Source organism: Streptomyces sp. NPDC054849, from assembly GCF_053610945.1.
In genome coordinates, this window is record NZ_JBSGZI010000001.1 from 41,044 (window position 1) to 65,906 (window position 24,863).

Sequence of the window (24,863 nt, forward strand, 5' to 3'; positions counted from 1 at the left end):
CGGATGCGGACGAGGGATCAAGGAACGCAGCGGCCATGACGGTGACCGAAGACAGCCAGGACCAGGGGCAGGCCTACGGGCCGGGCATCGACCCCGAGCGGCTGGCCCTCTGCCTCAGCGTGCTCGACGAGCTCGACAAGCTCGACGTCGACCACCCCGACGCGGTCACCGTACGCCGCGCCACCGCCGGCCTCTACCGCACGGTCAAGCAGCGCCGCCGCCAGGAGCGCCGCGCCGCCAAGACCGCCAACGACAAGGCCGTCACCGAGGCCACCGCGACCGGTTCCGCCGAGCGCATCGACGACGAGACCCAGGGCAACGCCCTGACCGCCGCCGCCAAGGGCCCGATCGCGGGGATACTCCAGCGCCCGCGCTCCTGCTACATCTGCAAGACCCGCTACGTCGAGGTCGACGCGTTCTACCACCAGCTCTGCCAGGACTGCGCCGCCTTCAACCACGCGCGCCGCGACGCCCGTACCGACCTGACCGGCCGCCGCGCCCTGCTCACCGGCGGCCGCGCCAAGATCGGCATGTACATCGCGCTGCGGCTGCTGCGCGACGGCGCGCACACCACGATCACCACTCGCTTCCCGAACGACGCGATCCGCCGCTTCAAGGCCATGCCCGACAGCTCCGAGTGGCTGCACCGCCTGAAGATCGTCGGCATCGACCTGCGCGACCCCGCCCAGGTCGTCGCGCTCGCCGACTCGGTGGCCGCCGAGGGCCCGCTCGACATCCTGATCAACAACGCCGCGCAGACCGTACGCCGCTCCCCGGGCGCGTACAGCGAGCTCGTCGCGGCCGAGAGCGCCCCGCTCCCGGCGGGTGAGCTGCCCTCCGCCGAGGTGATCGGCACCTTCGGCAGCGGCACCGTCGACCGTGTCGCCGCGCTGCCCTCCGGCAAGGGCGAGAAGCTCAGCGCCCAGGACGTCACCGAGCTGGCACTCGTCTCCGGCTCCGCCTCCCTGGAGCGGATCGCGGCCGGCACCGCCATCGACGCGGGTGGTCTCGTCCCGGACCTGCACGACACCAACAGCTGGATCCAGACGGTGTCCGAGGTGGACCCGATCGAGCTGCTCGAAGTGCAGCTGTGCAACTCCACCGCGCCGTTCATCCTGATCAGCAAGCTCCGCCCGGCGATGGCCGCGGCCGAGGCGGGCCGCAGGTACGTCGTCAACGTCTCCGCCATGGAGGGCGTGTTCAGCCGCGGCTACAAGGGCGCCGGCCACCCGCACACCAACATGGCCAAGGCCGCGCTGAACATGCTCACGCGCACCAGCGCCCAGGAGATGTTCCAGAAGGACCAGATCCTGATGACCGCCGTCGACACCGGCTGGATCACGGACGAGCGCCCGCACCCGGACAAGATCCGCCTGGCCGAGGAGGGCTTCCACGCCCCGCTCGACCTGGTCGACGGAGCGGCCCGGGTCTACGACCCGATCGTCCGCGGCGAGGCCGGCGAGGACCTGTTCGGCGTCTTCCTCAAGGACTACGCCCCGGCGAACTGGTAGTCCCCCAGGCCCGTCGTCTGCCGTGCTGCGGATCCCGCTCTACGGGAGGCCCGTGACCGCAGCCCGTGACCGCCCCCCTCGGTGAACCGAGGGGGGCGGTCACGTTTCGGTGTGCACCGGGGGGTGGGCCCGGGCCGCGACCAGTTCCAGCAGCGACCGCCAGTCCTCCGGCACGCCCGCGTCCAGACCGGACGCCCCGGCGGCGTCGCGGGCCTGTCGCAGGGCGGTCAACGCGTCGCCGTCGGCACGGCCGCCGTCGCGGACCTCGCCGGAACCGCCCGCAGGCGCCTGCAGGCGCACCAGCCGGGCCACCCGCTCGCCCAGCAGCGGACGCACCGCCTCGGCCGTCAGCAGGGCGTGTTCCGCCTCCTCACTCGGACGGAGCAGCCGGCCGAGGTCGTGCACCAGGCCCGCGAGCTGGAGTTCCTTGTCGGCGGGGTGGGAGCGGCGCAGCAGCGCCGCGGTCCGCAGACCATGATCGTCACGGGACCCGTGCAGCAGTTCCACCAACTCCAACACGCTTGTCACGTAAGGAACTTGAGCCTCCGGCTCCCAGGACCTCGCCACCGCCGCCCCCCTCCGTCACGCCGCGCACATCCCGGGTCGAGGAGACCACCCGCCACCGATCCGCCGACCTACGACTTGATGAACTCGGGACGAAACTAAGAGGGCGCAGCGGGTTTTGCCCTCCTATCGAGCGGAGGTCCGCTCATATGTGTACTCTGGGGCATCAAGACGGCCCCGATCCGGGCCGCGCTCCACCAAGGCGCCACCGCGTCCGGAAACCCTTTATCCCTTGGCCGGCACGCGGTCCGCGTGCCGGGTTACGCGAAGGAGTGCGCGGTGACAGAAAAGACGAAGCCCGAACCGACGTTTCTGGAGCGGACGGGATCGCGGGCGAAGCCGCGAACCGACGAGCTCGGAAGTCTCGAAGTCTGGGCACGATCCGCCCCGATCCGACTGGCGGGGTACGAGGACGACCTGGCGGAATCGCACATTCTGCCCGGCATCGACTGATCCCCGCCGCGGGTACCCGAGCGCCCCCGTGCCGATCGCATCGGGGGCGCTGCCCGGCCCGGCGGGTTCCCCATCCGCCTACGCCCTGAGCGTCATCGCTGTCGGCGATCACGACTTCCGCCGCCCCGCTCTCCCCGGCAGGCTGACGCACATGAAGCTGCTGATGCTGGGTGGTACCGAATTCGTCGGACGCGCGATCACCGAAGAGGCCCTCGGCCGGGGCTGGGAGGTGACCGTCTTCCACCGCGGACACCACGCGCCCCCGCCGGGCACCTCCGCCCTCCACGGGGACCGCACCGCACCCGGGGGCCTGGCCGCCCTCGCCGCGGGGGAGTGGGACCTCGTCGTCGACACCTGGAGCGGTGCCCCCACCGCCGTCCGCGACAGCGCCCGCCTGCTGCGCGAGCGGGCCGGACGGTACGCGTACGTCTCCAGTCGATCGGTCTACGCCTACCCCGCCCCCGCCGGGCTGGACGAGGACGGCCCCCTAGTCGAGGGCTCCCCGGACGCCGGGTCGACCGGCTACGCCGAGGACAAGCGGGGCGCCGAGATCGCCGCCCTCGACGCCTTCGGCGACCGCGCCCTCCTGGTGCGCGCCGGGCTGATCCTCGGTCCTTACGAGAACGTCGGCCGGCTGCCGTGGTGGTTGAACCGCACCGCCCGAGGCGGCCCCGTGCTCGCCCCCGGCCCGAGCGAACTCCCGATCCAGTACATCGACGTACGCGACCTCGCGCGCTGGACCCTGGACGCCGCCGAGGCCGGGCGCGACGGCGCCTACAACCTGGTCTCCCCGGTCGGCCACGCCACGATGGGCACCCTGCTCGACGCCTGCGTCGCCGCCACCGGCGGGGGCGCCGAACTGCGCTGGACCGACCCGGCCGTGCTCCAGGAGGCGGGAGTCGAACCCTGGACCGAACTCCCGATCTGGATCCCCGAGGGCGAGCCCTACGGTCACATGCACGGCGGGGACGTCTCCAAAGCACTGGCGGCAGGCCTGAAGTGCCGGCCGGTGGAGGAGACCGTGGCCGACACCTGGGCCTGGCTCCGCACACTCGGCGGAGTCGCCCCCCATCGGCCCGACCGGTCGGCCAAGGGCATCTCCGCGGAGCGGGAGGCCGCGCTACTCGGGCTCTGACGGCCACGCGTCCGCGAGGCGGGTCGGCGGGAGGTATTCGCGCACCAGTGTGCGGTGCCACCAGGCGCCCGTCTCGCGCAGCTCCCGCCAGGTGGTGAAGCGGTAGCGGTACAGCAGGGCCCGGACGTAGCGGGGCGGCGCGTCCGGGAACGGGTTGTGGCGCAGCAGTCGCAGCGTGTCGCGGTCGCCCGCGAGAAGCCGCTCCACGAACGGTCCGAACCAGTCCCGCGCATAGCCGGGGGAGATGGCCGCGAACCACATCAGCCAGTCCAGTCGCAGATGGTACGGGGCGAACTGGCGCGGGATCCGGCGCAGTTCGCCCGGCTTGCCCTTGAAGCCGTACTCCCGCCAGGCGCCGTCCGGATTCGGACTCCGGTCCGCGGTGCCCTCCACCGCCACCTCGAAACGGACCCGGCCGACCGAGCCGAAGGCCCCGTAGGTGTTGACCAGGTGCAGCGCGTCGAAGGAGCGGTTCATCACCTGTCGGCGCGAGATCATGTTGAGGGCCGGATGACGACTGAGGAACAGCACCAGGGCGGTCACCGCGCAGACCAGGACCACGAACCACACCGGAGCCGGCTGTGAGGCGGCGGCCGGGGGAGCGCCCGCGAGCCCGGTGAAGTCCACGGCCGACACGGCCAGCGTGATCGTCAGCCAGTTCAGCCAGGCGAAATTGCCCGACAGCACCAGCCACAGCTGCGTGGCGATGATCAGTCCGGCGGCGTACGAGGCCACCGGCTGCGGGGTGAAAAGCAGAACCGGGACCACCAGTTGGGTCACATGGTTCGCCGCGCACTCGACGCGGTGGAGCGGTTTCGGCAGGTGGTGGAAGAACCAGCTCAGCGGCCCCGCCATCGGCTGCGTCTCGTGGTGGAAGTACAGACACGTCAGTTTGCGCCAGCAGGAGTCCCCGCGCATCTTGATCAGCCCGGCCCCGAATTCCACGCGGAAGAGCACCCAGCGCAGCAGCCACAGCACCAGCACCGGCGGCCCGGCCCGCGCATTGCCGAGGAACACGGCGAGGAAGCCCACCTCCAGCAGCAGCGATTCCCAGCCGAAGGAGTACCAGGTCTGCCCCACATTCACGATGGAGAGGTAGAGCAGCCACAGAAGGGCCCACATCGCCATGGCCGCACCCAGCGGCACCTCGTCCCCGGCCCCGGCGGCGAGCGCGGCGGCCAGCGCCGCCCCGGTCCACGCACAGCCGGCGAAGAGCCGGTCGGAATAGCGCAGTTGGAACAGGCTCGGGGCGCGGCGGAAGGGCACGTACCGCACGTAGCGCGGCACGGGCAGCATGCCGTGCGCCCCGATCAGGGCGCGGAACTGCAGGGCCGCCCCGATGAAGGCGACGAGGTAGACACCGGCCAGGGCCCGCTGGAAGACCAGCCGGGCGAGCCAGTATCCGGGCGCGGTGAACCAGTCCATCTCCTCCAGTATCGGACCGGTCAGCGGGCGGTGGCCAGCGCGCGCAGACGGTGGCCCAGCCGGCGTGCGTAGCGCAGCTGGAGGAAGGGGACCACCGGGCCGGCGAGGCGGGTGTACCAGCTGTCCGGGAGGCTGAAGGCGGTCACCGTGAACCACACCGTGCCGTCGGGGTCGAGATCCACGATGAAGGACTCCTCCCCGCACTCGGGGTGGTTGGTCAGCGTTCCGTAGGCGAAACCGATGCGGGCGGGCTCGTACGCGGTCCAGATCACCTGGCACGGAGCGTCGATCCGCAGCGGCCCGAGGCCGATCCCCACGACCACGCGGCTCCCGGGCCGTACGGCGCAGGCGTCGGCCCGCACGCGCACGCCCGAGGCCCGGTGCGCGTGGAAGGTGGTCACTGCGGTGCCGGCCGCCTCGAAGACGGCCCGGCCGTGCCCGAGGCGGGTGCGGTGGTGGAGGTGGTTGTAGCCGGCGGGCAGCGGCCGGTGGGCCGTCGCACCCCGGTCGGGGTAGGTGAGGGTGTCCCGGCCGGCGCTGATCAGGCGGGTCATGGCGTGGTCTCCTGTCGGTCTGCGGTCGGTCTGTCGTCGGTCTGCGGTTGTCTGCGGTCGTCTGCGGTCTGTCGGCGCCAGGCCGGCACCGGGAACAGGGCGCATCCGAAAACGTGCGTGCCGGCACCCCGGGCTTCCTCCCCCGCTGCGGCCAAACGCCTTGAACGCGTTCAACTCACGGCGGTGAGCCTACGGCGTTCCTTGAACATGTTCAAGGAACGCTCCGGTTGCGGCTCTCGCGAGGATGCGGCAGACAAGAGGAAGCAACCGGGGCGAAAAGGGAGATTCACGTGCACGCACCGTCACTTCCGACACCTCGTCAGGCGTCGCGCCGTCACGGACCGGCCGGCGCGGCCCTCTTGGCGCTCCTCGGCCTGTTCGCCGCGGCGTGCGGTGGCTCGGACGAGCCGAAGGGCGCGGCCGGATCCGAGAGCCAGGAGGTCTACCTCCAGCCCGTGGCCGACGTCGGCCGCGACCCCTTCACCGCCTCCTCTGCCACCGCCGAGTCCGCCCCCGTACAGCCCCCGCTGCCCAACCCGACCGGACAGGGCATCCGCACCGTCAACGCGGCCACCCCCGGCCTGTACGGCGGCACCCAGCGGCTCGGCAGCTGCGATGTGGAACAGCAGGTCCGCTTCCTGACCGCCGACAACGCCAAGGCCCGCGCTTTCGCGCAGGCGACGGACATCGAACAGGCCACCATCCCCGGCTACCTGCGCGGCCTCACGCCCGTCGTCCTGCGCGCCGACACCAGGGTCACCAACCACGGCTTCCGCGACGGCCGCGCCGACAGCTTCCAATCCGTCCTCCAGGCCGGCACCGCGGTGCTCGTCGACGAGCACGGCATGCCGCGGGTCCGCTGCGGCTGCGGAAACCCGCTGGCCTCACCGCGCGCCGCCAAGGGTTCACCGGTGCACAAGGGCACCCCGTGGAACGGCTACCAGCCCAACCAGGTCGTCGTCATCGAACCCACCACCCACGTGATCAACAACCTGGTGATCGTCAACATCGCCGACAACACCTGGATCGAGCGCAAGCGGGGCGACGACGGCGCCCAGGACCGGGCCCCGCAGGTGGTGCCCCCGTACGACCCGGCCGACGGTATCCCGAACGGACCCGTCACCCCGCCCGGAGCCGGGTCGGGCGACCCGTGCCGGCGCCCGGACGAGAACGGCCGGCCCCCCGGCGTGCCGCCCACCGCGCCCACCGCGCCGTCCGCGCCGTCCGCGCCGTCAGCGGCGCCCGACGGCGGCCCGAGCGCGCCGGGCTCCAGGGCGACGGACTGCCCGACGAATCCGCCGGCCTCGCAGAGCGCCCCGGGCGAGAACAGGCTGCAGAGCCCGGGAGTCCCCTCGGATCCCGGGGCCACCCGGCCGCAGCAGCCGCCGTCCGAGCTCCCCTCGGAGGTGCCGGGCGAACCCTCCGACCTGCCCTCCGACGGCTTCTCCGACCTGCCCTCCGACGACCTCTCCGACATCCCTTCCGACGACTTCTCCGACATCCCGTCCGATGCCCCGTCCGACCTGACGACGCAGGATCCGGGCGACCCGGCCCTGCCCCTGGAACCGGACGGAACGACGTCGCAGCCGAGCGATCCGTACGACCCGTACGCCGACCCGGACCTGCAGCCGCAGCCCTCGGACGACGGCTACCCGCTGGAGAGCGCCTGACCGGCCCGTGTGTCATGGTGGATCGGTGCCGACCACCGTATCGCTGCCGGACGACTGGCCCGCACACCCGGACCGGTCGCTCTCGCTGAACCGCATGGGCAGTTTCGACTGGGACCTCGTCGCCGGTCTCATGCACATGGACGAAGCGGCCCTGGACGTCTTCGACACGGCCCCCGACGACTACGACGGCCGGCCCGGGTCACTCTCCTCGCGTGTCCCGCCCGTCGAGGCGGCCCGGCTCGACGCCCTCGTCTCCTCCGCGCTCAAGAGCGGCGTCGACAGCTACGGTGCCTACTTCCGCATCCGCTGCCACGACGGGCGCCTGCGCTGGACGCACACCCAGGGCCGTGTCATGCGCGGCCGGGACGGCCGGCCGTACCGGATCATCGGCATCGTCCGGGACGCGACCGAGGAGCTCAGCCATTCGGCGGAGCGGCTCGGCCTGGACGAGGAGCGGCGTCGCCAGACGTCGGTCGTCGAGAGCACCACCGCGGCGCTCGCGCACGCCCGCACCGTGCAGGACGTCATCGACGCGCTCGGCGACGCCCACGGCCTGGAGCGGCTCGGCTCGATGGGCATGGTGATGGGCCTCGTCGAAGCCGGCCGGATCCATCTGGTCGCCGAGGGCCCGGAGGGCAGCTTCGTCCCCGGCACCCGCTACACCCGCATCGACGAGCGGTACCCGATGAGCGAGGTCGTCCGCTCGCTCCAGCCGCGCTTCCTCGACTCGGCGCAGGAGTTCGCCGACGACTATCCCGCGCTCTGGGCGAAGATCTCGTCCATGCACATCTCGGCCGCCGCCTATCTGCCGCTCATCGCCCAGGCCCGCCCGATCGGCGCCATCGGCCTGCTCTACCAGGACAAGGACGGCTTCACCCAGGAGGAGCGCAACCTGCTCGTCGCGCTCGGCAGCAGCATCGCGCAGAGCCTCCAGCGCGCCATGCTGCTGGAGCAGGAGCACGACCTGGCCGAGGGACTGCAGCAGGCCATGCTGCCGCGGCGGATCCCGGAGGTGCCCGGCGGGGAGATCGCCGTACGCTACCGCTCCGCCCGGATGGGTCAGGACATCGGCGGCGACTGGTACGACGTCATCCCGCTGCCCGGCGGCCGGGTCGGCGCCGTCATCGGTGACGTCCAGGGCCACGACACGCACGCCGCGGCGGTCATGGGCCAGCTGCGGATCGTCCTGCGTGCGTACGCCGCCGAAGGGCACTCGCCCGGCACGGTCATGGCCCGCGCCTCCGTCTTCCTGCACGAGCTGGACACCGACCGCTTCGCCACGTGCACCTACGTGGAGGCAGACCTCTCGACGGGCGTGCTCCAGATGGTCCGGGCCGGCCACATCGACCCGCTCCTGCGCACCCGTGACGGGGACTGCCACCGGCTGCCGGTGGGGGGCGGGCTGCCGCTCGGCCTCTCGGCGGAGTTCGGGCGTCTGGAGTACCCGGTGACCACGGTGGAACTCGATCCTGGAGAAACGCTCCTGCTGTGCACCGACGGCCTGGTGGAACAACCCGGCGCCGACCTCGACGACGGGATCCACCTGCTGACCTCCCACATCCGCAGCGGACCGGCGGACCTGCAGCACCTGGCGGACCGGCTGTGCGAGATCGTCGACGAACGGGGCGGCGACGACGACATGGCGCTGCTCCTGCTGCGCCGCCGGGTGGTGCCCGCACCCCAGGGCGGCGGCCGCCTGCAGCAGCACGTGGCACCGGGCGACCCGGAGGCCCTGGTGGCGGCCCGCCACATGATCGGGACGGCGGTGCGCGCGTGGGGCGCGCGGGAACGGGCCGACGAGATCGAGCTGGTCGCGGACGAGCTGATCGTGAACGCCCTGATGCACACGGACGGCCCCGCCATCGTGACCCTGCGGGTCCTCGCGGGCCATCAGCGCAGACTGCGGGTGGAGGTCGAGGACCGGTCCAGTGCGCTGCCGCGGCGGCGCGAGGCGGGGGAGGCGGGGGTCTCCGGGCGGGGCCTGATGCTGGTCGACCGTTTGGCGGATGTGTGGGGCGTGGAGCCGCGGGGCGGCGGCAAATGCGTGTGGTGCGAGTTCGTCATGGGGTAGGGGTGGTGGTTCGGGCCGGAGCCCGGGGAACGGCGGAAGGGCGGAAGGGCGGAAGGGCGGAACGGCGGAACGGCGGAAGGGCGGAACGGCGGGGCGGGGAGCGGCTCCGCGCAGCGTCGACTCGCGCCCCGGCGGGGAAAGTCCGTTGCGGGGGGCCGCCCGGTCCGTGAGGATCAACGGCGATGACTATCGCCATTGATGACGTCCGCCGGCTGCTCAAGGCAGGGGATCTGCCCGGAGCCGTACGATCGCTCCGCCCCCGTGCGGAGACCCTCCCCGTCGCCGAACTCGCCCAAGCCACACGGGCCTTGGCCGAGACCGCCGGTTTCCAGGACCTCGCCGTCGCAGCGAAGACCGCCGCCAAGCGGTCCGGTGAACCGCAGGCCCTCTACGACTTCGGCTACGCCTGCGTCGAGCGCGGCGTCGCCTTCCTCGCCGTCGCCCCACTGCGCGAGGCACTCCGGCTGCTGCCCGACTCCCGGCCGCTCCTCGCCGAGCTGGTCTCCGCGCTGGAGGACGAGCACCGGCACGCCGAGGCCGCCGCCCTGCTCGCCGGCCGGGGAGACCGGCTGCCCGCCTGGCCCGAGACGTACCTCCTCGTCACCACACCCTGCTCGCCGGGGACCTGGACACCGCCGAGGGGCTGCTGCTCGGCCTCCCGGCCCCCGAGGACCCGCAGTGGTCGGACGCGCAGGCGCGCCAGGCCCGCCAAGTCCTGCGCAGTGGCCAGTCCCGCCGCTCCCAGCAGGCCGCCGGACACCTCGATCCGCTCGGCCGCGCCGATCTGCGCGGCTGGCACTACGGCCTCACCGGCGGCCTGCTCGGCACCCTCTCCCCGTACGGCTGGGACGCCGGGATGACCGGCCGGTACGCCTACCTCGGCGACAGCCACGAGCAGTGCCGCCACGGCCTGGCCCGCCTGGCGCTCGCCCTGGAGGCCGCCGGGCGCCGCCCCGCGACGGTCTCCCTGCTGCCCGGCCGGTCCGACCGGATCCTGGGGCTCGCCGCCGCCCGGGTGCTGGGGCTGCCCGCCGTACCGTACGAGCCCACCCGCACGGACACCCTCGTCGTCTCCTACGACCTGAACGCGGCCGACCAGGATCTCGTCCGCACGCTGCACGCGCGCGCCGAGGGCCAGATCCTGTCCGAGCACGCCACCTGCTGGACCGATCCGCCTGCCGTGAGCGCCGACTTCAGCGCGCTGCTGTGCCAGTACGTCTCCCCGCCGTGGAAGGACGACGACCGGCCCGAGGAGGAGATCGCCCGGGACATCGCCGCGGCGGACTCGCTCCCGGACGGCGGCGACGGCGCGACCCCGCCCGATCCGGACGAGGCCTTCCGCGCCTTCGCGGCCGGCGTCGGACCCGGCTGGCTCACGGCCCCGCGTGACCGGGTCGCGTCGCCCGGCCCCGTGCCCAGCTCGCGTTTCGCCTGAGGCGGCGGCAGGCTGGGAGCATGCCGGAACTGCCCGAGGTCGAGGCTCTGCGTGAATACCTCGACGAGCACCTCACCGGGCGGGTGGTCGAGCGCGTCCTCCCGCTCGCGGTGAGCGTGCTCAAGACGTACGACCCGCCGCTGACCGCCCTCGAAGGACGGCCGGCCGGGCCCACCGCCCGGTACGGCAAGTTCCTGGCCCTGCGGATCGGCGACCTCCACCTCGTCACCCACCTGGCCCGGGCCGGCTGGCTGCGCTGGCAGGACGCCCTGCCCTCGCAGCCGCCGCGCCCCGGCAGGGGTCCGCTCGCGCTGCGCGTCGTGCTCGAGGGCGGGGGCGGCTTCGACCTCACCGAGGCCGGGACCCAGAAGCGCCTCGCCGTGTACGTGGTGCACGACCCGCAGGAGGTGCCCGGCATCGCCCGCCTCGGCCCCGATCCGCTCGCCGAGGACTTCGGCCGGGACGCCTTCGCCGCGCTGCTCGCGGGGGAGAAGCGCCAGATCAAGGGCGTCCTGCGCGACCAGAGCGTCCTTGCGGGCATCGGCAACGCCTACAGTGACGAGATCCTGCACGTGGCGCGCGTCTCGCCGTTCAAACTCGCCGCGTCGTTCGACGAGGAGCAGCTCACCCGGCTCTACGAGGCCGTTCGGGACACCCTGCGCGAGGCTGTCGCCCGGGCCCACGGCTTGGCCGCGGGACAGCTCAAGGCCGAGAAGAAGAGCGGGCTGCGGGTGCACGGCCGGGCCGGGGAGCCGTGCCCGGTGTGCGGGGACACCGTTCGTTCGGTGTCCTTCGCCGACTCCTCGCTCGAATACTGCCCCACCTGTCAGACCGGCGGGAAGCCGCTCGCCGACCGGCGGCTCTCGCGCCTCCTCAAATAGCCGGACGCTGCGTAGACTCCGGCACCATGGCCGAGGAGCAGCAGCCGCCGGCGCCCCGGCGCGAGATCGTCACAGGGGTGCCCCGGGGCGCCCGCCGGAGGCCGCCCGCGCACACCCCCGCCCGCTCGGAGATCTCCGAGCAGACCAGCCTCGGCGCCACCTACGTACGGGCCCTCATGCGCAGCCAGCTGCGTGCCGGCCTCGGGGCGCTGGCCGCTCTGGTCCTGCTGGTCGGGACGCTGCCGCTGGTGTTCGCGCTGCCGCGTGCCGCTTCGGGGCCGCTGGTGTGGGTGGCGCTCGGCCTCCTGGTGTACCCGGTGATGTGGCTCATCGCCCGGTGGTACGTCACCCGGGCGGAGCGAAACGAGGCCGATTTCACCGGCCTGGTGATGGATCCGGCCGAGCGGTCCCCTTAGAACAGGTGCATCGCCAAGTGGCCGAGGGGCAGACCGAGCTGCCAGGCCGGGGTCCACACCCGCGCGTTCTCGTCCAGGCCCGTCGGGGCGCCGGCGTGGCCGTGCCGTCCGGGGTCGAGGTTCGTGGCGAGCAGTTCGGTGTGGTCCAGCCAGCGCCACGCCGCCCGGGCCAGTTCCAGGTCGGGTTCCTCGCCGCTGCCGCGCTCGCGGGCCTCCTCGCCCAGCGCGAGGAAGCGGGTGTGCACCCAGTCGCGCCAGGGGTGCCCGTAGGCCGTCAGTGACATCCATTCGTCGAGCTGCGAGACCACCCGGATCCCGGAGAGCTCGCCGGCGGCGTCCGAGAGGTAGATCGTCAGGGCGAGCGTGTCCCGTCCGGCCCGGAACTCCAGGGTGCTGACCGGGATCAGCCGGCCGGTGCGCAGCAGTTCGTCTGCGATGTACTCGGCGTAGAGCCAAGCCATGGGCACCGCGAGCCCGCCGTCACTGGTGCCGTTCATACCCTCGGGCTGCACCGTTCCACCTTCTCCCGCGCGTCGAGCGTCCCGTCGTCAGCCCCGAGCCTTCACCGAGCGGCTCACGGAGCGGGGGATGTTTACTCAACTTGGACGGTCTGATGTCGCATTCGATGCGTTTTATGTCCGATACGCATCCGTTCACGGCGTTCCCCGACCCTTCTCCCGTGCCGCGGGCTCAGGCGCCGAGGCCGTACCCGTACCCCTGGAGGCCCTTCTTGAGGGCGCGAAGGGCGTAGTACGTACGGGACTTGACCGTTCCGGCCGGGATACCGAGTTCGGCGGCGGCCTCGGCCACCGACCGGTCCCTGAAATAGACCTGCATCAGCACTTCGCGGTGCTCCGGGCCCAGGCACCCCACAGCCCGCCGGACGTCGATCGCCGTGACCGAGCCGTCCACCGCGTCCTCGGGCTCGGGCGCCTGCTCCAGCCCTTCGGGGTCCACCTCCAGGGGCCGTGACAGCCGGGCCCGCCGGGCGTCGATCGCGAGCCGCCGGGCCACCGTGAACAGCCAGGGCCGCATGGAGTCGTGCCCGCTCTCCAGGGCCTCGGGGTGCTGCCAGACCCGTACGAGGGTCTCCTGCACGAGGTCCTCCGCGCGCTGGGCGTCCCCGGCCGTGAGGCCGAGCAGGAATCCGAACAGGGCTCGCCCGTGGTCGCGCTGGAGTTCGGCCAGCGCCTCGGGGTCCGTGTGCGGGAGGGTGGGGGAGAGCGGCACGAGTGGCTCCTTCCGAGGTGTGTGGGGGGCCGTGGGGGAGGCGACGCGTCCACCCTGACCTGCGCGGAGCCACCCGGGAACCGTCCGGCCCCGCTGTTGCGCCCAAGCGCCCGGGGCCGTCCGCCGGGCGGCCGTGCCGGGCGGTGAACGGTCGAACGGCGCGGCGAACGGCAGGGGTGTCGTGGGGAGCGGCCGGAGGGTGGGCCGGGGGACGGGCGGAGGGGGCGGGCCGGGGGCGGGCCGGGGGCGGGCCCGGGGGAGCGGTCCGTGTCCGCCGTTGGGGTGGGTGTGGGTCCGGCAGGCGGATCCGACCCTCGACTTGCCGCGGCCAGGTGTATGTATGGATGGCAGGTGATCGGATATCAGGTAATCGCATTAATGAGGGAGCTGGGCAGATGACCAAGCGAACCCTGCCGCGGGCGGCCGCCCTCCTGTCGGCCCTCCTGGTGTCCGCCGCCGCCGGATGCTCGGCCGCCGGCGGCTCCGCACCGGCCCGCCTCGGGGACTCCGGTGGACCGGCCCCCTCCGGTGTCGCCGGATCCCCCGCCGCCCGGGGTTTCACCCTGGTGGCGAGCGGTGACGTACTGCCGCACACCTCCGTCATCCAGCGGGCGGCGAACGACGCGGAAGGCGACGGCTACGACTTCAGGCCGATGTTCTCGGGGGTCAAGCCCGTGGTCTCCGCGGCCGACCTGGCCCTCTGCCACATGGAGACCATCTACGGGGAGGAGGGCGGGCCGTTCTCCGGCTACCCCGCCTTCACGTCCCCGCCGGAGGTCGCCGACGGGCTGAAGGACGCCGGGTACGACGGCTGCTCCACGGCCTCGAACCACACCCTCGACGACGGGCGCGCAGGATTGCGCCGCACGCTGGACCGCTTCGACAAGGTCGGGCTCAAGCACGCCGGTTCGGCCCGTACGGCGGCCGAGGCGGCCACGGTGACCACGTACACGGCGGGCTCCGCCAAGGTGGCGCACCTCGCCTACACCTACGACACCAACGGCTACCCGCTGCCCGAGGGCCAGCCCTGGGCGGTCAACCTGATGAAGCAGGACAAGATCATCGCTGATGCGCGGGCCGCCCGGAAGGCAGGCGCGGACGTGGTGCTGGTCAGCGTGCACTGGGGAACGGAGTGGCAGACCGCGCCGGACGAGACCCAGCTCTCGCTGGGCAGGGCGCTGACCGCCTCGCAGACCGGCGGCCGGCCCGACATCGACCTGATCCTCGGCACGCACGCGCACATCCCGCAGCCCTACGAGAAGGTCAACGGGACCTGGATCGTCTACGGCATGGGCGACCAGGTCGCGGGCGAGATGTTCAACTACACGGGCGCACGCGACCTGCGCGGCAACTACGGTTCGATCGGCCGTTTCACCTTCGCCCCGCCGGCCGCCGACGGACAGCGCTGGCAGGTCGCCAAGGCCGAATTCGTGCCGCAGATGATGGACCTGTCCATCGGCAGGGTCGTCCACCTTCCCGACGCCCTCGCCAAGGACCCCGGCCGGGACGACTACGAGAGCGCCCGCGACGCCATCAGCGAGGCGGTCCTCAGCCGCGGCGCCGCCAAGGACGGCCTGACGACGGCCCGGTAGCGGACCGCCGCCAAGGACGGCCTGACGACGGCCCGGTAGCGGACCGTCGCCCGCACGTCTCCCGGAAGGCGCCCCGGCGACGGGGAAGGTGAGCCCCGGTACCGCCCACGGCGGCCCCGGCCGGCACCACCGGCTGGACGTACACCAGCGCCGGCAGCGCGTCCTGCCGACGGGCCGGCCGCGCCGCGTAGGCCGTAGCCCGTCCGGCTCGGCGCGCGCACCGGCGCCGCCCTCCCTACAGTGCGAACCATGAGTGCCACCGTGGAGCAGACGCGCGGTACCCGGAACCGCTTCCTGAACCGGGTGCCCGACGGGTTCGGCGCGTTCTTCGGAACGCTCGGCCTGCTGTGCGCGCTCCTTTCGCTCTCCCCGACGCTGCGGCGGATCCTGCGGCACGTCGTGCGGTTCCTCGACCTGATCGTCGTCCCGGTCAGCGCGAACCTCGCCTACGCCGTCTTCCTCTTCCTCCTCGCCGCGGCCCTCGGCACCCGCAAGAAGGTCGCCTGGTGGATCGTCATCACCTATCTGGCCCTGCTGATCGTCGACGACGTGCTGGACATCGCCGTCGGCGACTACTGGATCGGCGTCTCCTCCCTGATCCTCGCCGTCGCCGCCATGGCCCTGCTGATCGCGGCCCGCGACGAGTTCTACGCGGACTCCCGGCCCGGGGCCCTGTGGCACGCCCTGATCGTGCTCGGCCTCGGCCTGCTCGCCGCCGTCCTGGTGGGCTGGGGGCTCGTCGCCCTCTTCCCCGGCTCCCTGCCCAGGAGCCAGTGGCTGGACTGGGCGGCCAAGGAGGTCTTCGGCGGCCTCTTCTCCGCCCGGCAGTTCGACGGCCGCCCGCCCCGCCCGCTGTCCTTCCTGCTCGGCCTCTTCGGCGCCCTCGCCCTGCTGAACGCCGCCGTGACCCTCTTCCGCTCCCAGCGCCTGACCGCCGCCCTGCACGGGGACGAGGAGCCCCGCATCCGTGCCCTCCTCGGGGCCTACGGGCGCAACGACTCCCTCGGCTACTTCGCCACCCGCCGCGACAAGGCCGTCGTCTTCGCCCCCAACGGCAGGGGCGCCGTCACCTACCGCGTGGAGGCCGGCGTCTGCCTCGCCAGCGGCGACCCGGTGGGCGACCCCGCCGCCTGGACCCCCGCCATCGACGCCTGGCTGGCCGTGGCCCGCCGCTACGGCTGGGCACCCGCCGTCATGGGCGCCTCCGAGGACGGCGCCACCGCCTACGCCCGTTCCGGACTGAGCGCGCTCCAGCTCGGCGACGAGGCCATCCTGCACGTCGCCCACTTCGACCTCGACGGTCGCGACATGCGCGTCACCCGCCAGGCCGTCAACCGGGTCCGGCGGGCCGGTGCCACCACCCTCATCCGCCGCCACTCGGCCCTCTCCGAGGACGAGATGCAGACCATCGTCGACCGGGCCGACCGCTGGCGGGACACCGAGACCGAACGCGGCTTCTCCATGGCCCTGGACCGGCTCGGCGACCGCGCCGACGGGGACTGCCTGCTGGTCGAGGCCTTCGACGACAAGGGCGAGCTGATCGCCCTGCTCTCCTTCGTCCCCTGGGGCAAGGACGGCATCTCGCTCGACCTGATGCGCCGCGACCGCACGGCTCCCAACGGGGTCATGGAGTTCATGGTCGCCGAGCTGTGCGCCGCAGCCCCGGGCCTCGGCGTGCGCAGGATCTCCCTCAACTTCGCCGTCTTCCGCTCCGCCTTCGAGGAGGGCGGCCGGATCGGCGCCGGACCCGTCCTCAAGCTGTGGCGCAAGCTGCTGCTCTTCTTCTCCCGCTGGTGGCAGCTGGAGGCGCTGTACCGCTCGAACGTCAAGTACGGCCCCGAGTGGTATCCGCGATTCCTCTGCTACCAGGACGCCGGCTCGCTCGCCCGGGTCAGTCTCGCCTCCGGCATCGCCGAGGGCTTCGTCTCCGTACCCAGCCTGCGCACCCTGTGGGGCAACGGCCATCCCAAGGGCCTCACCGCCCCCGTCACCACCGAGGGGCTGCCCCCCATCGACGCGCTGGGCCTGGACGCCGTCGAAAGGGAGGGCGCGGGAGCCACGGCCGAACGGCTGCCCGAGCAGGTCCGCGTCCGCCACGCCAAGCTGGAGCGCATCCGGGCGGCCGGCACCGACCCCTACCCGGTGGGACTCCGCCCGCGCACCCACACGGTCGCCCAGCTGAAAGCCGCGCACCCCGGCCACCCGCCCGGCGCCCGGTCCGGCGAACATGCCACCCTCGCCGGACGGGTGATGATCGTGCGGGACCTCGGCGGCGTGGTCTTCGCCGTCCTGCGCGACTGGTCCGGGGACATACAGCTGATGCTCACCCGCGACGAGGCCGGGGCCGCCGTACTGGACTCCTTCACCTCCCAGGTCGACTTCGGCGACCACGTGCTCGTGACCGGCGAGGCCGGCGCCAGCAGGGCCGGCGAGCCGTCCCTCGTGGTCAGGTCCTGGCAGCTCACCGGCAAGTGCCTGCGCCCCCTCCCCGACAAGCGAAAGGGCCTCGCCGACCCGGAGGCCAGGGTCCGACGCCGCTACCTCGACCTCGTCGCGAGCCCCGGCGCACGCGACGTCGTACGGGCACGCTCCAGCGCCGTCCAGGCCCTGCGCCAGGGACTGCTCGACCGGGGCTACCTGGAGGTCGAGACCCCGATGCTCCAGCAGATCCACGGCGGCGCCAACGCCCGGCCCTTCCGCACCCACATCAACGCCTACGACCTCGACCTGTACCTGCGCATCGCACCCGAGCTGTACCTCAAGCGACTCTGCGTCGGCGGCATGGAGAAGGTCTTCGAGATGGGCCGCACCTTCCGCAACGAAGGCGTCTCCTACAAGCACAACCCCGAGTTCACGATGCTGGAGGCCTACCAGGCCTTCGCCGACTACGACGTGATGCTCGACCTCACGCGCGAACTGATCCAGGGCGCCGCCACCGCCGCCTTCGGATCGCCCGTCGCCCACAAGGCCGGACCGGACGGGAAGCTCGTGGTCCACGACATCTCCGGGCCCTGGCCGGTCAAGACCATGTACGGGGCGATCGGCGAGGCCCTCGGCGAGGAGGTCGACGCCGACACCGAGGAGCACGTGCTGCGCCGACTGTGCGACCGGGCGGGCGTCCCGCACGCCCCCGAGGACACCCGCGGCGACGTGGTCCTGGAGATGTACGAGCGGCTGGTGGAGGAGCGGACTCAGCTGCCCACCTTCTACAAGGACTTCCCCACCGACGTCTCCCCGCTCACCCGCCAGCACCGCGTGGACCCGAGGCTCGCCGAGCGCTGGGACCTGGTCGCCTTCGGCACCGAACTGGGCACCGCCTACTCGGAGCTGACCGACCCGGTCGAGCAGCGGCGCAGGCTCACCGCCCAGTCCCTGCTCGCGGCGGGCGGCGACCCTGAGGCCATGGAACTCGACAACGACTTCCTGGACGCCCTGGAGTACGCGATGCCGCCGACGGGCGGCCTGGGCATCGGCGTGGACCGCCTCGTCATGTTCCTCACGGGCCTGACGATCCGCGAGACCCTCCCGTTCCCCCTGGTACGGCGCGGCTGACCGGCCGGACGGCTGGTCCGAGCGGGTGACGGGCAGGGGGTGCGTCCGCGCCTCTCGACATCTGCGGCGATGTCGTTGATACGTAGTAATAATGAAAAATGACGAGCCGACAGTAGGGCGACGGGCGGTCCTGCGGACCGCCGTCCTCCTCGGAGTCGCAGCCGCCGGACTCATCACCTCGGGCCGTGAGGGCGGTATGCCCGCCGCGCCGGGGCCGGGTGGCCCCGCGGCCGGGCCGGGTCCGAACCCCGCCGCCGGAGCGCCGGGGGTGTCCGCCCAGAGGCTGTCCGAGAAGTCCTACCGGCTGCGCCCCATGACATCGGAGGTCCCCGCCCGGCCGGCCGCCGTCAAGCCGGCCGTTCGGACCCGGCCCATTCTGGGGCTCCCGGCCGACGAGTCCTCGGCGAGCGCCATGGTGCTCACCTTCGACGACGGGCCCGACCCCCGCTACACACCGGACATCCTCGACACCCTCGCCCGGTACGACGTACGCGCGATGTTCTTCGTCTGCGGGGAGATGGCCGCGGAGAACCTAGACCTGCTGCGCCGGATGACCGCCGAGGGGCACGTCATCGGCAACCACACCTGGACCCACCCGCTCATCCCCAAGCTCAGCCGTCCGGCCCTGGCCTCCGAGATCGGCCGGACGAGCGAGGTCGTACAACAGGCGGTGGGCGAGGCGCCGTTGTGGTTCAGGGCGCCGTACGGTGCGTGGAACCGGGCCGCCTTCGAGATCGGGGCCGAGCTGGGCATGGAGCCGCTCGCCTGGACCGTGGACACCCTGGACTGGAAGGAGCCCGGGACCGCCACGATCGTCTCCAGGGTCCTGGGCGGCGCCGGCCCCGGTGTGATCGTGCTGAACCACGACGCGGGCGGCAACCGCGCCCAGAGTGTCCGGGCGGTCTCCTCCTACCTGCCCCAACTCCTCGCGCGGGGCTACCGGATGACCCTGCCCGTCTTCCCGACGACGCCGCGCCGCTGACCTCGATCCCGGCGGCCGCGACCGCATCGGATGGCCGACCCTCGACGGCACGGACATCACCCCGTGGATCTGCTCCGCCGCCGGCCACGTGGACATGCCGTATCCCCCGGCCATGACGTGCACCGGACCGGAGCCGGGATCCCGGCCCCGGCCCCGGCCCAGCCCTCGATCTCGGCCTCGATCTCGGCCTCGCCGTCAGCGGGTCGCCACCATGCGGGCGAAGACGACCACGTTCCCGTCGTAGCCGCGGCCCTTGGAATACCCGCCTCCGCAGGTGATCACCCGGAGTTCCGCGTGCCCGGTGTCCCCGTACACCCGGGCCCCGGGGAACGCCTCCTTGGAGAACACCTCCACGCCGTACACCTCGAACACCGCCGTGCGCCCGTCGTACCGCTCGACCTCGACCTGGCTGCCCGGCTTGACCGAGCCCAGGCCGTAGAAGACCGTCGGGCCCTGCGCGTTGTCCACGTGACCCACGATCACCGCCGACCCCTGCTGGCCGGGGGAGATGCCGTTGAGGTACCAGCCGGCCAGATTGCGGTCCTGCGGAGGCGGGGCCTCGATCCAGCCCTCCTCGTCCAGGCCGACCGTCATCACCGGTGCGTCCACGCCGATCGTGGGAATCCGGATGCGCTGCACCGACGAGTGCTCCAGCACCGCCATGCCGGCCGGCGCCGTCGGCGGATTCGCCGGCAGCTGATCCGCCGTCACCGCCACGGCCGAGGCAGCGGTGGGCTGGGGCGGTCCGTCTTCGACTTCCACACCGTTGCGCACCATGGCGAGGCCGGTGAGCATGACCAGGGCGAGCACGCCCCACGGTGAGCGTTTGCGTGACTGCCCGGTCTCGTCCTCGCCCATCGTTCTCCCTTCCCGACGCGGGGGTCCCGACCCGCGTTCCCGTCCCGCCCCCGTACGCCCTACTTCACGCACGCTAAGGCCGAGTGGGCAGGACGGCGAGAGGGGGAGGGCGAACGGGTGGCCGCGGCCCCGGAAGGAGCCCGAGGGGGCCGGAAGGGATGCGCCCATTTAGGTAATCGTCACATAAATGCCTGACGGGTCGTGACCTGCGGATCCGTCAGCCTCGCCGTCCGTGCTTCGGCGTGTCGCTCAACCGGGCGGCCCAAAGCCGGAAATGCGGAGCTTGCGCGACGACCCGAGGGTTCGATGTGGGAGGCGTTCTCGTCGATCATCCGGGGCCGACGCTCCGGGGCGCTTCCCGCTGGAGGTTCCACCATGCGTGTCTTGCGCGCTCTTACCGTGACGGCGGCAGCCTGCGCCGCGATCGGCCTCAGTGCCCCGTTCGCCTCTGCGAACCCCCCGCAGGGTGGGAACGGCGGGCCCAGCAACATCTCGGTCAACCCGTACGCCGTGCACCAGGGATCAACGATGCAGGTGAGCGCGTCGGGCTGCGGACACGGCGGTACCGTCACCTCGCACGGTAACTTTCCGCCGGCCAACCTGTCCGCCGGGTCGATCGGCTTCGCCACCGTCCGCATCTTCAACCACGCCTCGCCGGGCACCCACACGCTGTCGGTCAAGTGCAACGACAGCAACCTGGTCGCCACGGCCCGCTTCAGGATCCTCGAGGGCAACCCCGCGCAGGGCGGCATCGGCGGATCCTTCGGCCCGTCCGCCGCCGAGACCGCCATCGGCGCGGGCCTCGTCGGCGCGGCGGCGCTCGGCGCGGGTGCACACGTGATGCGCCGTCGCCGCCCGCTCCGCGGCCGGACCTGACCGGCCGACCTCCCCGGTCAGGCAACCCCGCCACCGACGGTCGCCCCGAGTCCCCAGGCCAGGGCTCGGGGCGACCGGCGGTAGCGGGCGGTGACGGGCGGTGGCGTCCGGGAGTCGAGTCAGTGACCGCGGGCGGAACCACGGCGGCGCAGCGCGTACGCGGTACCGGCCGCGGCGGCCAGGAAGAGGCCGACGCCCGCGCCGAGTTCCAGCGGGTCCATGCCGGCCACGCTGCCGCCCAGACCGCCGCGGACACCGCGGGCGGAGGTCGGGGTCGTGAGCGGGGCGGTGCGGACGGGGCTGGCGGGGGCGGTGGCGACGGGGCTGGCGACAGGGCTGGCGACGGCTGGGGCGGTGGCCGTCGTCGTGGAGCTCGTGGTCGGTGTGGTCGTGCCGCCGGCGATCGTGAGGTCGGCGGAGCCCGTCTCCCCGTTGCAGGTGAACGAGACCGAGTAGAGGGCCCCGCGCCGGGCGTCCCGGTCCACCGTGACCCGTACGGTCTGGCCGCGCGCGATGCTCACGGTGTCGAAGACCCCTGAGGAGGCGGTGACGTAGGCGGCGTTGCAGCCGCTGACCGCGAGCACCACCTGGCCGCCGGGGGCGACGGTCGAGGGGGTGAGGGTGAAGCCGAACGAGGTGACCTGGGCATCGGCCGCGGTCGCGGCGGGCGCGCCGAGGGCGCCGAGCGCGAGTACGGCGCCCGTGGCGCCGGCGCTCAGCAGGGCGGTGGCGGAGGTACGTATCGCACCCATGGTTGATTCTCCGGATCCCCGAGGAGCAGCCGCGGAACGGTTTCCGCACGTGGGGGGTCGTGCGCCTCGATGTCCGCCACGCTAGGCGCGGGCACGGTGACCCGCGATCAGGAACGGGCGAATGGGGCATGACGTTGGGCCGAACCGGGGACAGGAGGCCCGTCCCCGGTTTACCGGGCGGCTGTCAGCCACCGAGGTCCAGGTGGGAGAACTGCGCGAGGAAGGGTTCGGCGGTGGCTGCGATGCCCCGCCCGAACGGCGCGTCGAAGTCCCAGATCAGGAACAGCAGGAATGCGATGAGCGCGCTGAACAGCCCGGCCAGCAGCAACTCCCGGAACGACCGCCTGATCTGCAGGGTGAAGATCAGGCCCACCGTCACCAGGGCTCCGGCGATCAGCCCGAACCACACCACGCCCGGCATGGTGGCCCCAGCGCTCTGGCCGCGCGCACTGCGGGCGTCGTCGGCCACGGCGACCTGGTCGACCAGCGGCTGGTACGCCTGTCCCTCGTGGTCGGTCTGCGGTTCGTAGTCCGTGACGTCCCGGCGGATACGTTCCAGCAGCTCCCCGCCGCGGTCCGTGAGCTCGCCGCGGTCGGCCATCACCCTCCATTCCGTGTCCACCACGTACGTCACGTACGCGTCGACGTCGGACCGGATCCTTTCGCGCACCTCGGCCGGGTAGACCTGGGAACGGACGCTGATCTCGTGCAGGGCCTGCGCCTCCTGGCGCACGTATTCCTGGGCGGCGCCGCGGCCCTCCCAGACGCCGGCGATCGCCAGGCCCAGCACGATCGCGTAGATCACTCCGATCATCATCGTCATGTACTCGATGACGTCCGGGGTTTCACTCGGATCGTCGTCCTCGCCGATCCTGCGGTGATTGAAGAAGGCGATGGACAGCACCACGGCACAGGCCGCGGCCATCGCGATGGACAGGACGAGCCATTCCGACAAGATGACTCCCGATCGATAACAGGTGGGGAACTAACGAGGGCGCAGGGCGACGATCGCGAGCACTGCGGGAGCCGCGGTCAGCAGGGTGAAGGTGACCGGCGAGATGTGGTGCTCGGCCGGTTTGCGGGCGGCTGCTCGGTATGCCGGGCGGGCCACCGGTTTCGGCGGCGGCGGGGTCACCACGGGGGCTGCCGCCGGCGGCGGCGGGGCGGGCGGTGGCGGTGGGGGCGCCTTGACCGCGCGCGGCGGTGCCGGCGCCGGCTTCGGTGGGGCCGGTTCGGGCCGGACGGGCTTCGGTACGGGTTTGGGTGCCGGTTTGGCCGCCGGCGGTGGCGGTGGCGGTGGCGGTGTCGGTGTCGGCTCCGGGGGAGGCGTGGGCTTGGGCGGTGGGGGCGTGGGGGGCGGCGGTGGCGGCGGCGTGGGTTTCGGTGTCGGTTCGGGCGGGCACGGCGGCGGAGGCGGGGGCGGTGGGCAGTGCGGGCGGCCGTGACGGCCTCCGCCATGGCTCCCGCCACGGCCTTTCCCGTGGTCGGAGCTGTGGTCGGAGCCGCGTTCGGACCCGCGGTCACCACCGTGATGTCCGCCACCCGGGCCGCCTCCGCGGCCGCCGGCGGCGGCCCCCGCGACCACGGCGGTGGCGGTCGTGCCGTCGCCGGATCCGGTCGTCGCGTAGGCGCGGCTATCAGCCACGGCCGGCGTGACGGACAAGGCCGCCCACAACAGGACCGGGACCGCCAGCAGGCGCCTGGTACAGGCTCTGTTCACCCGGGGAGCATGGGCCCGCGGCCGCCCGCGCACGCGGGCCTCGGCCCCGGTTCGCCTGAACGGGTGGAGCGGAGACCAGAGAGGTTTGAGCCACCTTCGATGAGAGCCTGTACCCGGTATGATCATCCACCGGTCAATTCTCAAAAGGGATGTGTCGGTAACGGTCAATCGCCCCGCCGGGTGCCGCGGGGGCCTTTGGTGTGTGACGAAGAACGGATCGCCAATTTCCGCTTTTGCTCGCCCTGTTGGGCAATGATCAGTACATTCGGCTCGGACAGGAGTCCGCCCCCGCACGGACCGCCGCAGGAACAACGCTTGGAGACCCCGATGGAGCGCCCCGCCTGGGCCCCGCCAGGCATCGACATATCGGTGCCGAGCGTGTCCCGCATCTACGATTACTACCTGGGCGGGTCCCACAATTTCGAGGTCGACCGCCAGGCGGCCCGCCGCGCCATGGAATTCATGCCGGGACTGCCCAAGATCATGCAGGCCAACCGGGCATTCATGCGCCGCGCCGTCCGGCACGCCGTCGCCGAGGGCGTCACGCAGTTCCTCGACATCGGCTCCGGCATCCCCACCTTCGGCAATGTCCACGAGATCGCCCGGGCCGCCAGCCCGGAGGCGCACGTGGTCTACGTCGACCACGACCCGGTGGCCGTCGCGCACAGCCACGCCGTCCTCGTCGGCGACGAGCGCACCGACATCGTCGCCGCCGACCTGCGCCGGCCGAAGGAGATCCTGGCCGCCCCCGAGGTCGGCCGGCTGATCGACTTCGACCGCCCGGTCGCTCTGTTGCTCGTCGCGGTCCTGCACTTCCTGGAGGACGCGGACGACCCGTACGCCGCCGTCGCCGAGCTGCGCGACGCGCTGGCCCCCGGCAGCCTGCTGATCCTCACGCACGCCTCGTTCGAGGGGATCCCGCTGACGCAGGAGGTCGCGGGCGAAGTCGTCGGCGTCTACCGGGACATCCGCAACCCCCTCGTCATGCGCACCAACGAGCAGATCCGCGGCTTCTTCGACGGGTTCGATCTGCTGGAGCCCGGCCTGGTCTCCATGCCCGACTGGCGGCCCGACCGGTCCGAGGACCCGGAGGACGGCGAGGCACCTGAGAACCCCTACGCCTTCTCGGGCTACGGCGGCGTGGGACGCAAGGCGTGAGACTTCCGGCACAGACGGCGGGCGCGCC

23 protein-coding genes and 1 pseudogene are annotated in these 24,863 nt (G+C 72.6%); 14 read left to right on the top strand and 10 right to left on the bottom strand.

All coding sequences use genetic code 11. The features are described 5' to 3' along the window. Positions 1–35: 35 nt before the first annotated feature. The gene (locus ACWGIF_RS00190; protein WP_453488585.1) at positions 36–1,511 is read left to right on the top strand and encodes an SDR family NAD(P)-dependent oxidoreductase; all 1,476 of its coding nucleotides are present in this window, start codon (positions 36–38) and stop codon (positions 1,509–1,511) included. A 99-nt stretch (positions 1,512–1,610) separates the two neighbouring features. Here ACWGIF_RS00190 and ACWGIF_RS00195 read toward each other — a convergent pair whose 3' ends face one another. Next, positions 1,611–2,039, bottom strand: coding sequence for an HD domain-containing protein (locus ACWGIF_RS00195; protein ID WP_453488588.1), 429 nt, complete (start codon positions 2,037–2,039; stop codon positions 1,611–1,613). A 315-nt stretch (positions 2,040–2,354) separates the two neighbouring features. Between ACWGIF_RS00195 and ACWGIF_RS00200 the strand changes: the two genes are divergently transcribed. Next, positions 2,355–2,528, top strand: a complete 174-nt coding sequence (locus tag ACWGIF_RS00200) for a hypothetical protein (RefSeq protein ID WP_326594039.1) — start codon at positions 2,355–2,357, stop codon at positions 2,526–2,528. 151 nt (positions 2,529–2,679) lie between these two features. Beyond that, on the top strand, positions 2,680–3,663 hold the full coding sequence (locus tag ACWGIF_RS00205) for an NAD-dependent epimerase/dehydratase family protein (RefSeq protein WP_453488592.1): 984 nt from the start codon (positions 2,680–2,682) through the stop codon (positions 3,661–3,663). Here ACWGIF_RS00205 and ACWGIF_RS00210 read toward each other — a convergent pair. Further along, entirely contained in the window at positions 3,649–5,088 is a 1,440-nt protein-coding gene (locus ACWGIF_RS00210; protein ID WP_453488595.1) for a lipase maturation factor family protein, read from the bottom strand. The two genes, ACWGIF_RS00205 and ACWGIF_RS00210, sit on opposite strands and share 15 nt — an antisense overlap. A 20-nt stretch (positions 5,089–5,108) precedes the next feature. After that, positions 5,109–5,642 (bottom strand): DUF1990 family protein, encoded by a 534-nt coding sequence (locus tag ACWGIF_RS00215; RefSeq protein WP_453488598.1) that lies wholly within the window; start codon positions 5,640–5,642, stop codon positions 5,109–5,111. Positions 5,643–5,932: 290 nt separating this feature from the next. Here ACWGIF_RS00215 and ACWGIF_RS00220 point away from each other — a divergent pair, with 290 nt between their 5' ends. From ACWGIF_RS00220 to ACWGIF_RS00245, 6 genes are all read left to right on the top strand, one after another. Next, positions 5,933–7,312 (top strand): DUF6777 domain-containing protein, encoded by a 1,380-nt coding sequence (locus ACWGIF_RS00220; RefSeq protein WP_453488601.1) that lies wholly within the window; start codon positions 5,933–5,935, stop codon positions 7,310–7,312. 7 nt (positions 7,313–7,319) lie between these two features. Next, positions 7,320–9,383: a SpoIIE family protein phosphatase gene (locus ACWGIF_RS00225; protein ID WP_453488604.1), complete on the top strand. Its 2,064-nt coding sequence runs from the start codon at positions 7,320–7,322 to the stop codon at positions 9,381–9,383. Positions 9,384–9,565: 182 nt separating this feature from the next. After that, positions 9,566–10,243: a hypothetical protein gene (locus ACWGIF_RS00230; RefSeq protein WP_453488607.1), complete on the top strand. Its 678-nt coding sequence runs from the start codon at positions 9,566–9,568 to the stop codon at positions 10,241–10,243. Then, entirely contained in the window at positions 10,240–10,818 is a 579-nt protein-coding gene (locus tag ACWGIF_RS00235) for a hypothetical protein (protein WP_453488610.1), read from the top strand. The genes ACWGIF_RS00230 and ACWGIF_RS00235 overlap by 4 nt, the downstream gene beginning before the upstream one ends. Before the next feature lie 20 nt (positions 10,819–10,838). Next, positions 10,839–11,699 (top strand): Fpg/Nei family DNA glycosylase, encoded by an 861-nt coding sequence (locus ACWGIF_RS00240; protein WP_453488613.1) that lies wholly within the window; start codon positions 10,839–10,841, stop codon positions 11,697–11,699. A gap of 26 nt (positions 11,700–11,725) precedes the next feature. Beyond that, positions 11,726–12,115 carry a hypothetical protein gene (locus ACWGIF_RS00245; protein ID WP_453488616.1) on the top strand — a complete coding sequence of 130 codons (390 nt, stop codon included), beginning with the start codon at positions 11,726–11,728 and terminating at the stop codon, positions 12,113–12,115. Here the strand turns inward: ACWGIF_RS00245 and ACWGIF_RS00250 are convergent. Beyond that, complete coding sequence (locus ACWGIF_RS00250; protein ID WP_453488619.1) at positions 12,112–12,612, bottom strand: hypothetical protein; 501 nt, start codon at positions 12,610–12,612, stop codon at positions 12,112–12,114. The two genes, ACWGIF_RS00245 and ACWGIF_RS00250, sit on opposite strands and share 4 nt — an antisense overlap. A 193-nt stretch (positions 12,613–12,805) precedes the next feature. Next, positions 12,806–13,345 (bottom strand): sigma-70 family RNA polymerase sigma factor, encoded by a 540-nt coding sequence (locus tag ACWGIF_RS00255; protein ID WP_453488622.1) that lies wholly within the window; start codon positions 13,343–13,345, stop codon positions 12,806–12,808. Positions 13,346–13,740: 395 nt separating this feature from the next. Between ACWGIF_RS00255 and ACWGIF_RS00260 the strand changes: the two genes are divergently transcribed. Next, positions 13,741–14,937: a CapA family protein gene (locus ACWGIF_RS00260; RefSeq protein WP_453488625.1), complete on the top strand. Its 1,197-nt coding sequence runs from the start codon at positions 13,741–13,743 to the stop codon at positions 14,935–14,937. A 103-nt stretch (positions 14,938–15,040) separates the two neighbouring features. Here ACWGIF_RS00260 and ACWGIF_RS00265 read toward each other — a convergent pair. After that, positions 15,041–15,139: pseudogene (locus ACWGIF_RS00265) on the bottom strand (universal stress protein); the annotation flags it as partial. Between the two features lie 47 nt (positions 15,140–15,186). On the opposite strand from ACWGIF_RS00265, the gene lysX reads away from it, so the two are divergent. Together lysX and ACWGIF_RS00275 are read left to right on the top strand one after the other, a co-directional pair. After that, positions 15,187–18,489: a bifunctional lysylphosphatidylglycerol synthetase/lysine--tRNA ligase LysX gene (gene lysX / locus ACWGIF_RS00270; RefSeq protein ID WP_453488628.1), complete on the top strand. Its 3,303-nt coding sequence runs from the start codon at positions 15,187–15,189 to the stop codon at positions 18,487–18,489. Between the two features lie 91 nt (positions 18,490–18,580). Then, on the top strand, positions 18,581–19,471 hold the full coding sequence (locus ACWGIF_RS00275) for a polysaccharide deacetylase family protein (protein ID WP_453488631.1): 891 nt from the start codon (positions 18,581–18,583) through the stop codon (positions 19,469–19,471). Positions 19,472–19,666: 195 nt separating this feature from the next. On the opposite strand, the gene ACWGIF_RS00280 is transcribed toward ACWGIF_RS00275, so the two are convergent. Further along, positions 19,667–20,329 (bottom strand): class F sortase, encoded by a 663-nt coding sequence (locus ACWGIF_RS00280; protein ID WP_453488634.1) that lies wholly within the window; start codon positions 20,327–20,329, stop codon positions 19,667–19,669. Positions 20,330–20,704: 375 nt separating this feature from the next. Between ACWGIF_RS00280 and ACWGIF_RS00285 the strand changes: the two genes are divergently transcribed. Continuing rightward, on the top strand, positions 20,705–21,205 hold the full coding sequence (locus ACWGIF_RS00285) for a hypothetical protein (protein ID WP_453488637.1): 501 nt from the start codon (positions 20,705–20,707) through the stop codon (positions 21,203–21,205). A 119-nt stretch (positions 21,206–21,324) separates the two neighbouring features. Here ACWGIF_RS00285 and ACWGIF_RS00290 read toward each other — a convergent pair whose 3' ends face one another. The 3 genes from ACWGIF_RS00290 to ACWGIF_RS00300 form a co-directional block, all read right to left on the bottom strand. Further along, a complete protein-coding gene (locus tag ACWGIF_RS00290; protein ID WP_453488640.1) occupies positions 21,325–21,957 on the bottom strand; it encodes a hypothetical protein in 633 nt (210 codons plus the stop codon). 184 nt (positions 21,958–22,141) lie between these two features. Beyond that, complete coding sequence (locus tag ACWGIF_RS00295) at positions 22,142–22,912, bottom strand: bestrophin-like domain (RefSeq protein WP_453488643.1); 771 nt, start codon at positions 22,910–22,912, stop codon at positions 22,142–22,144. Between the two features lie 30 nt (positions 22,913–22,942). Next, the gene (locus ACWGIF_RS00300) at positions 22,943–23,095 is read right to left on the bottom strand and encodes a hypothetical protein (RefSeq protein WP_453488646.1); all 153 of its coding nucleotides are present in this window, start codon (positions 23,093–23,095) and stop codon (positions 22,943–22,945) included. A gap of 909 nt (positions 23,096–24,004) precedes the next feature. Here ACWGIF_RS00300 and ACWGIF_RS00305 point away from each other — a divergent pair. Continuing rightward, positions 24,005–24,835: an SAM-dependent methyltransferase gene (locus tag ACWGIF_RS00305; protein ID WP_453489129.1), complete on the top strand. Its 831-nt coding sequence runs from the start codon at positions 24,005–24,007 to the stop codon at positions 24,833–24,835. Positions 24,836–24,863: the final 28 nt, after the last annotated feature.

Excerpts from the sequence above, each read along its gene's own strand:
- ACWGIF_RS00305 (WP_453489129.1), top strand. The coding sequence starts at position 24,005 with ATGGAGCGCCCCGCCTGGGCCCCGCCAGGCATCGACATATCGGTGCCG.
- ACWGIF_RS00230 (WP_453488607.1), top strand. The coding sequence starts at position 9,566 with ATGACTATCGCCATTGATGACGTCCGCCGGCTGCTCAAGGCAGGGGAT.
- ACWGIF_RS00250 (WP_453488619.1), bottom strand. The coding sequence starts at position 12,612 with ATGAACGGCACCAGTGACGGCGGGCTCGCGGTGCCCATGGCTTGGCTC.
- ACWGIF_RS00260 (WP_453488625.1), top strand. The coding sequence starts at position 13,741 with ATGACCAAGCGAACCCTGCCGCGGGCGGCCGCCCTCCTGTCGGCCCTC.
- ACWGIF_RS00290 (WP_453488640.1), bottom strand. The coding sequence starts at position 21,957 with ATGGGTGCGATACGTACCTCCGCCACCGCCCTGCTGAGCGCCGGCGCC.
- ACWGIF_RS00215 (WP_453488598.1), bottom strand. The coding sequence starts at position 5,642 with ATGACCCGCCTGATCAGCGCCGGCCGGGACACCCTCACCTACCCCGAC.
- ACWGIF_RS00285 (WP_453488637.1), top strand. The coding sequence starts at position 20,705 with ATGCGTGTCTTGCGCGCTCTTACCGTGACGGCGGCAGCCTGCGCCGCG.
- ACWGIF_RS00235 (WP_453488610.1), top strand. The coding sequence starts at position 10,240 with ATGACCGGCCGGTACGCCTACCTCGGCGACAGCCACGAGCAGTGCCGC.
- ACWGIF_RS00190 (WP_453488585.1), top strand. The coding sequence starts at position 36 with ATGACGGTGACCGAAGACAGCCAGGACCAGGGGCAGGCCTACGGGCCG.
- lysX (WP_453488628.1), top strand. The coding sequence starts at position 15,187 with ATGAGTGCCACCGTGGAGCAGACGCGCGGTACCCGGAACCGCTTCCTG.
- ACWGIF_RS00275 (WP_453488631.1), top strand. The coding sequence starts at position 18,581 with ATGAAAAATGACGAGCCGACAGTAGGGCGACGGGCGGTCCTGCGGACC.
- ACWGIF_RS00210 (WP_453488595.1), bottom strand. The coding sequence starts at position 5,088 with ATGGACTGGTTCACCGCGCCCGGATACTGGCTCGCCCGGCTGGTCTTC.
- ACWGIF_RS00240 (WP_453488613.1), top strand. The coding sequence starts at position 10,839 with ATGCCGGAACTGCCCGAGGTCGAGGCTCTGCGTGAATACCTCGACGAG.
- ACWGIF_RS00205 (WP_453488592.1), top strand. The coding sequence starts at position 2,680 with ATGAAGCTGCTGATGCTGGGTGGTACCGAATTCGTCGGACGCGCGATC.
- ACWGIF_RS00245 (WP_453488616.1), top strand. The coding sequence starts at position 11,726 with ATGGCCGAGGAGCAGCAGCCGCCGGCGCCCCGGCGCGAGATCGTCACA.
- ACWGIF_RS00280 (WP_453488634.1), bottom strand. The coding sequence starts at position 20,329 with ATGGGCGAGGACGAGACCGGGCAGTCACGCAAACGCTCACCGTGGGGC.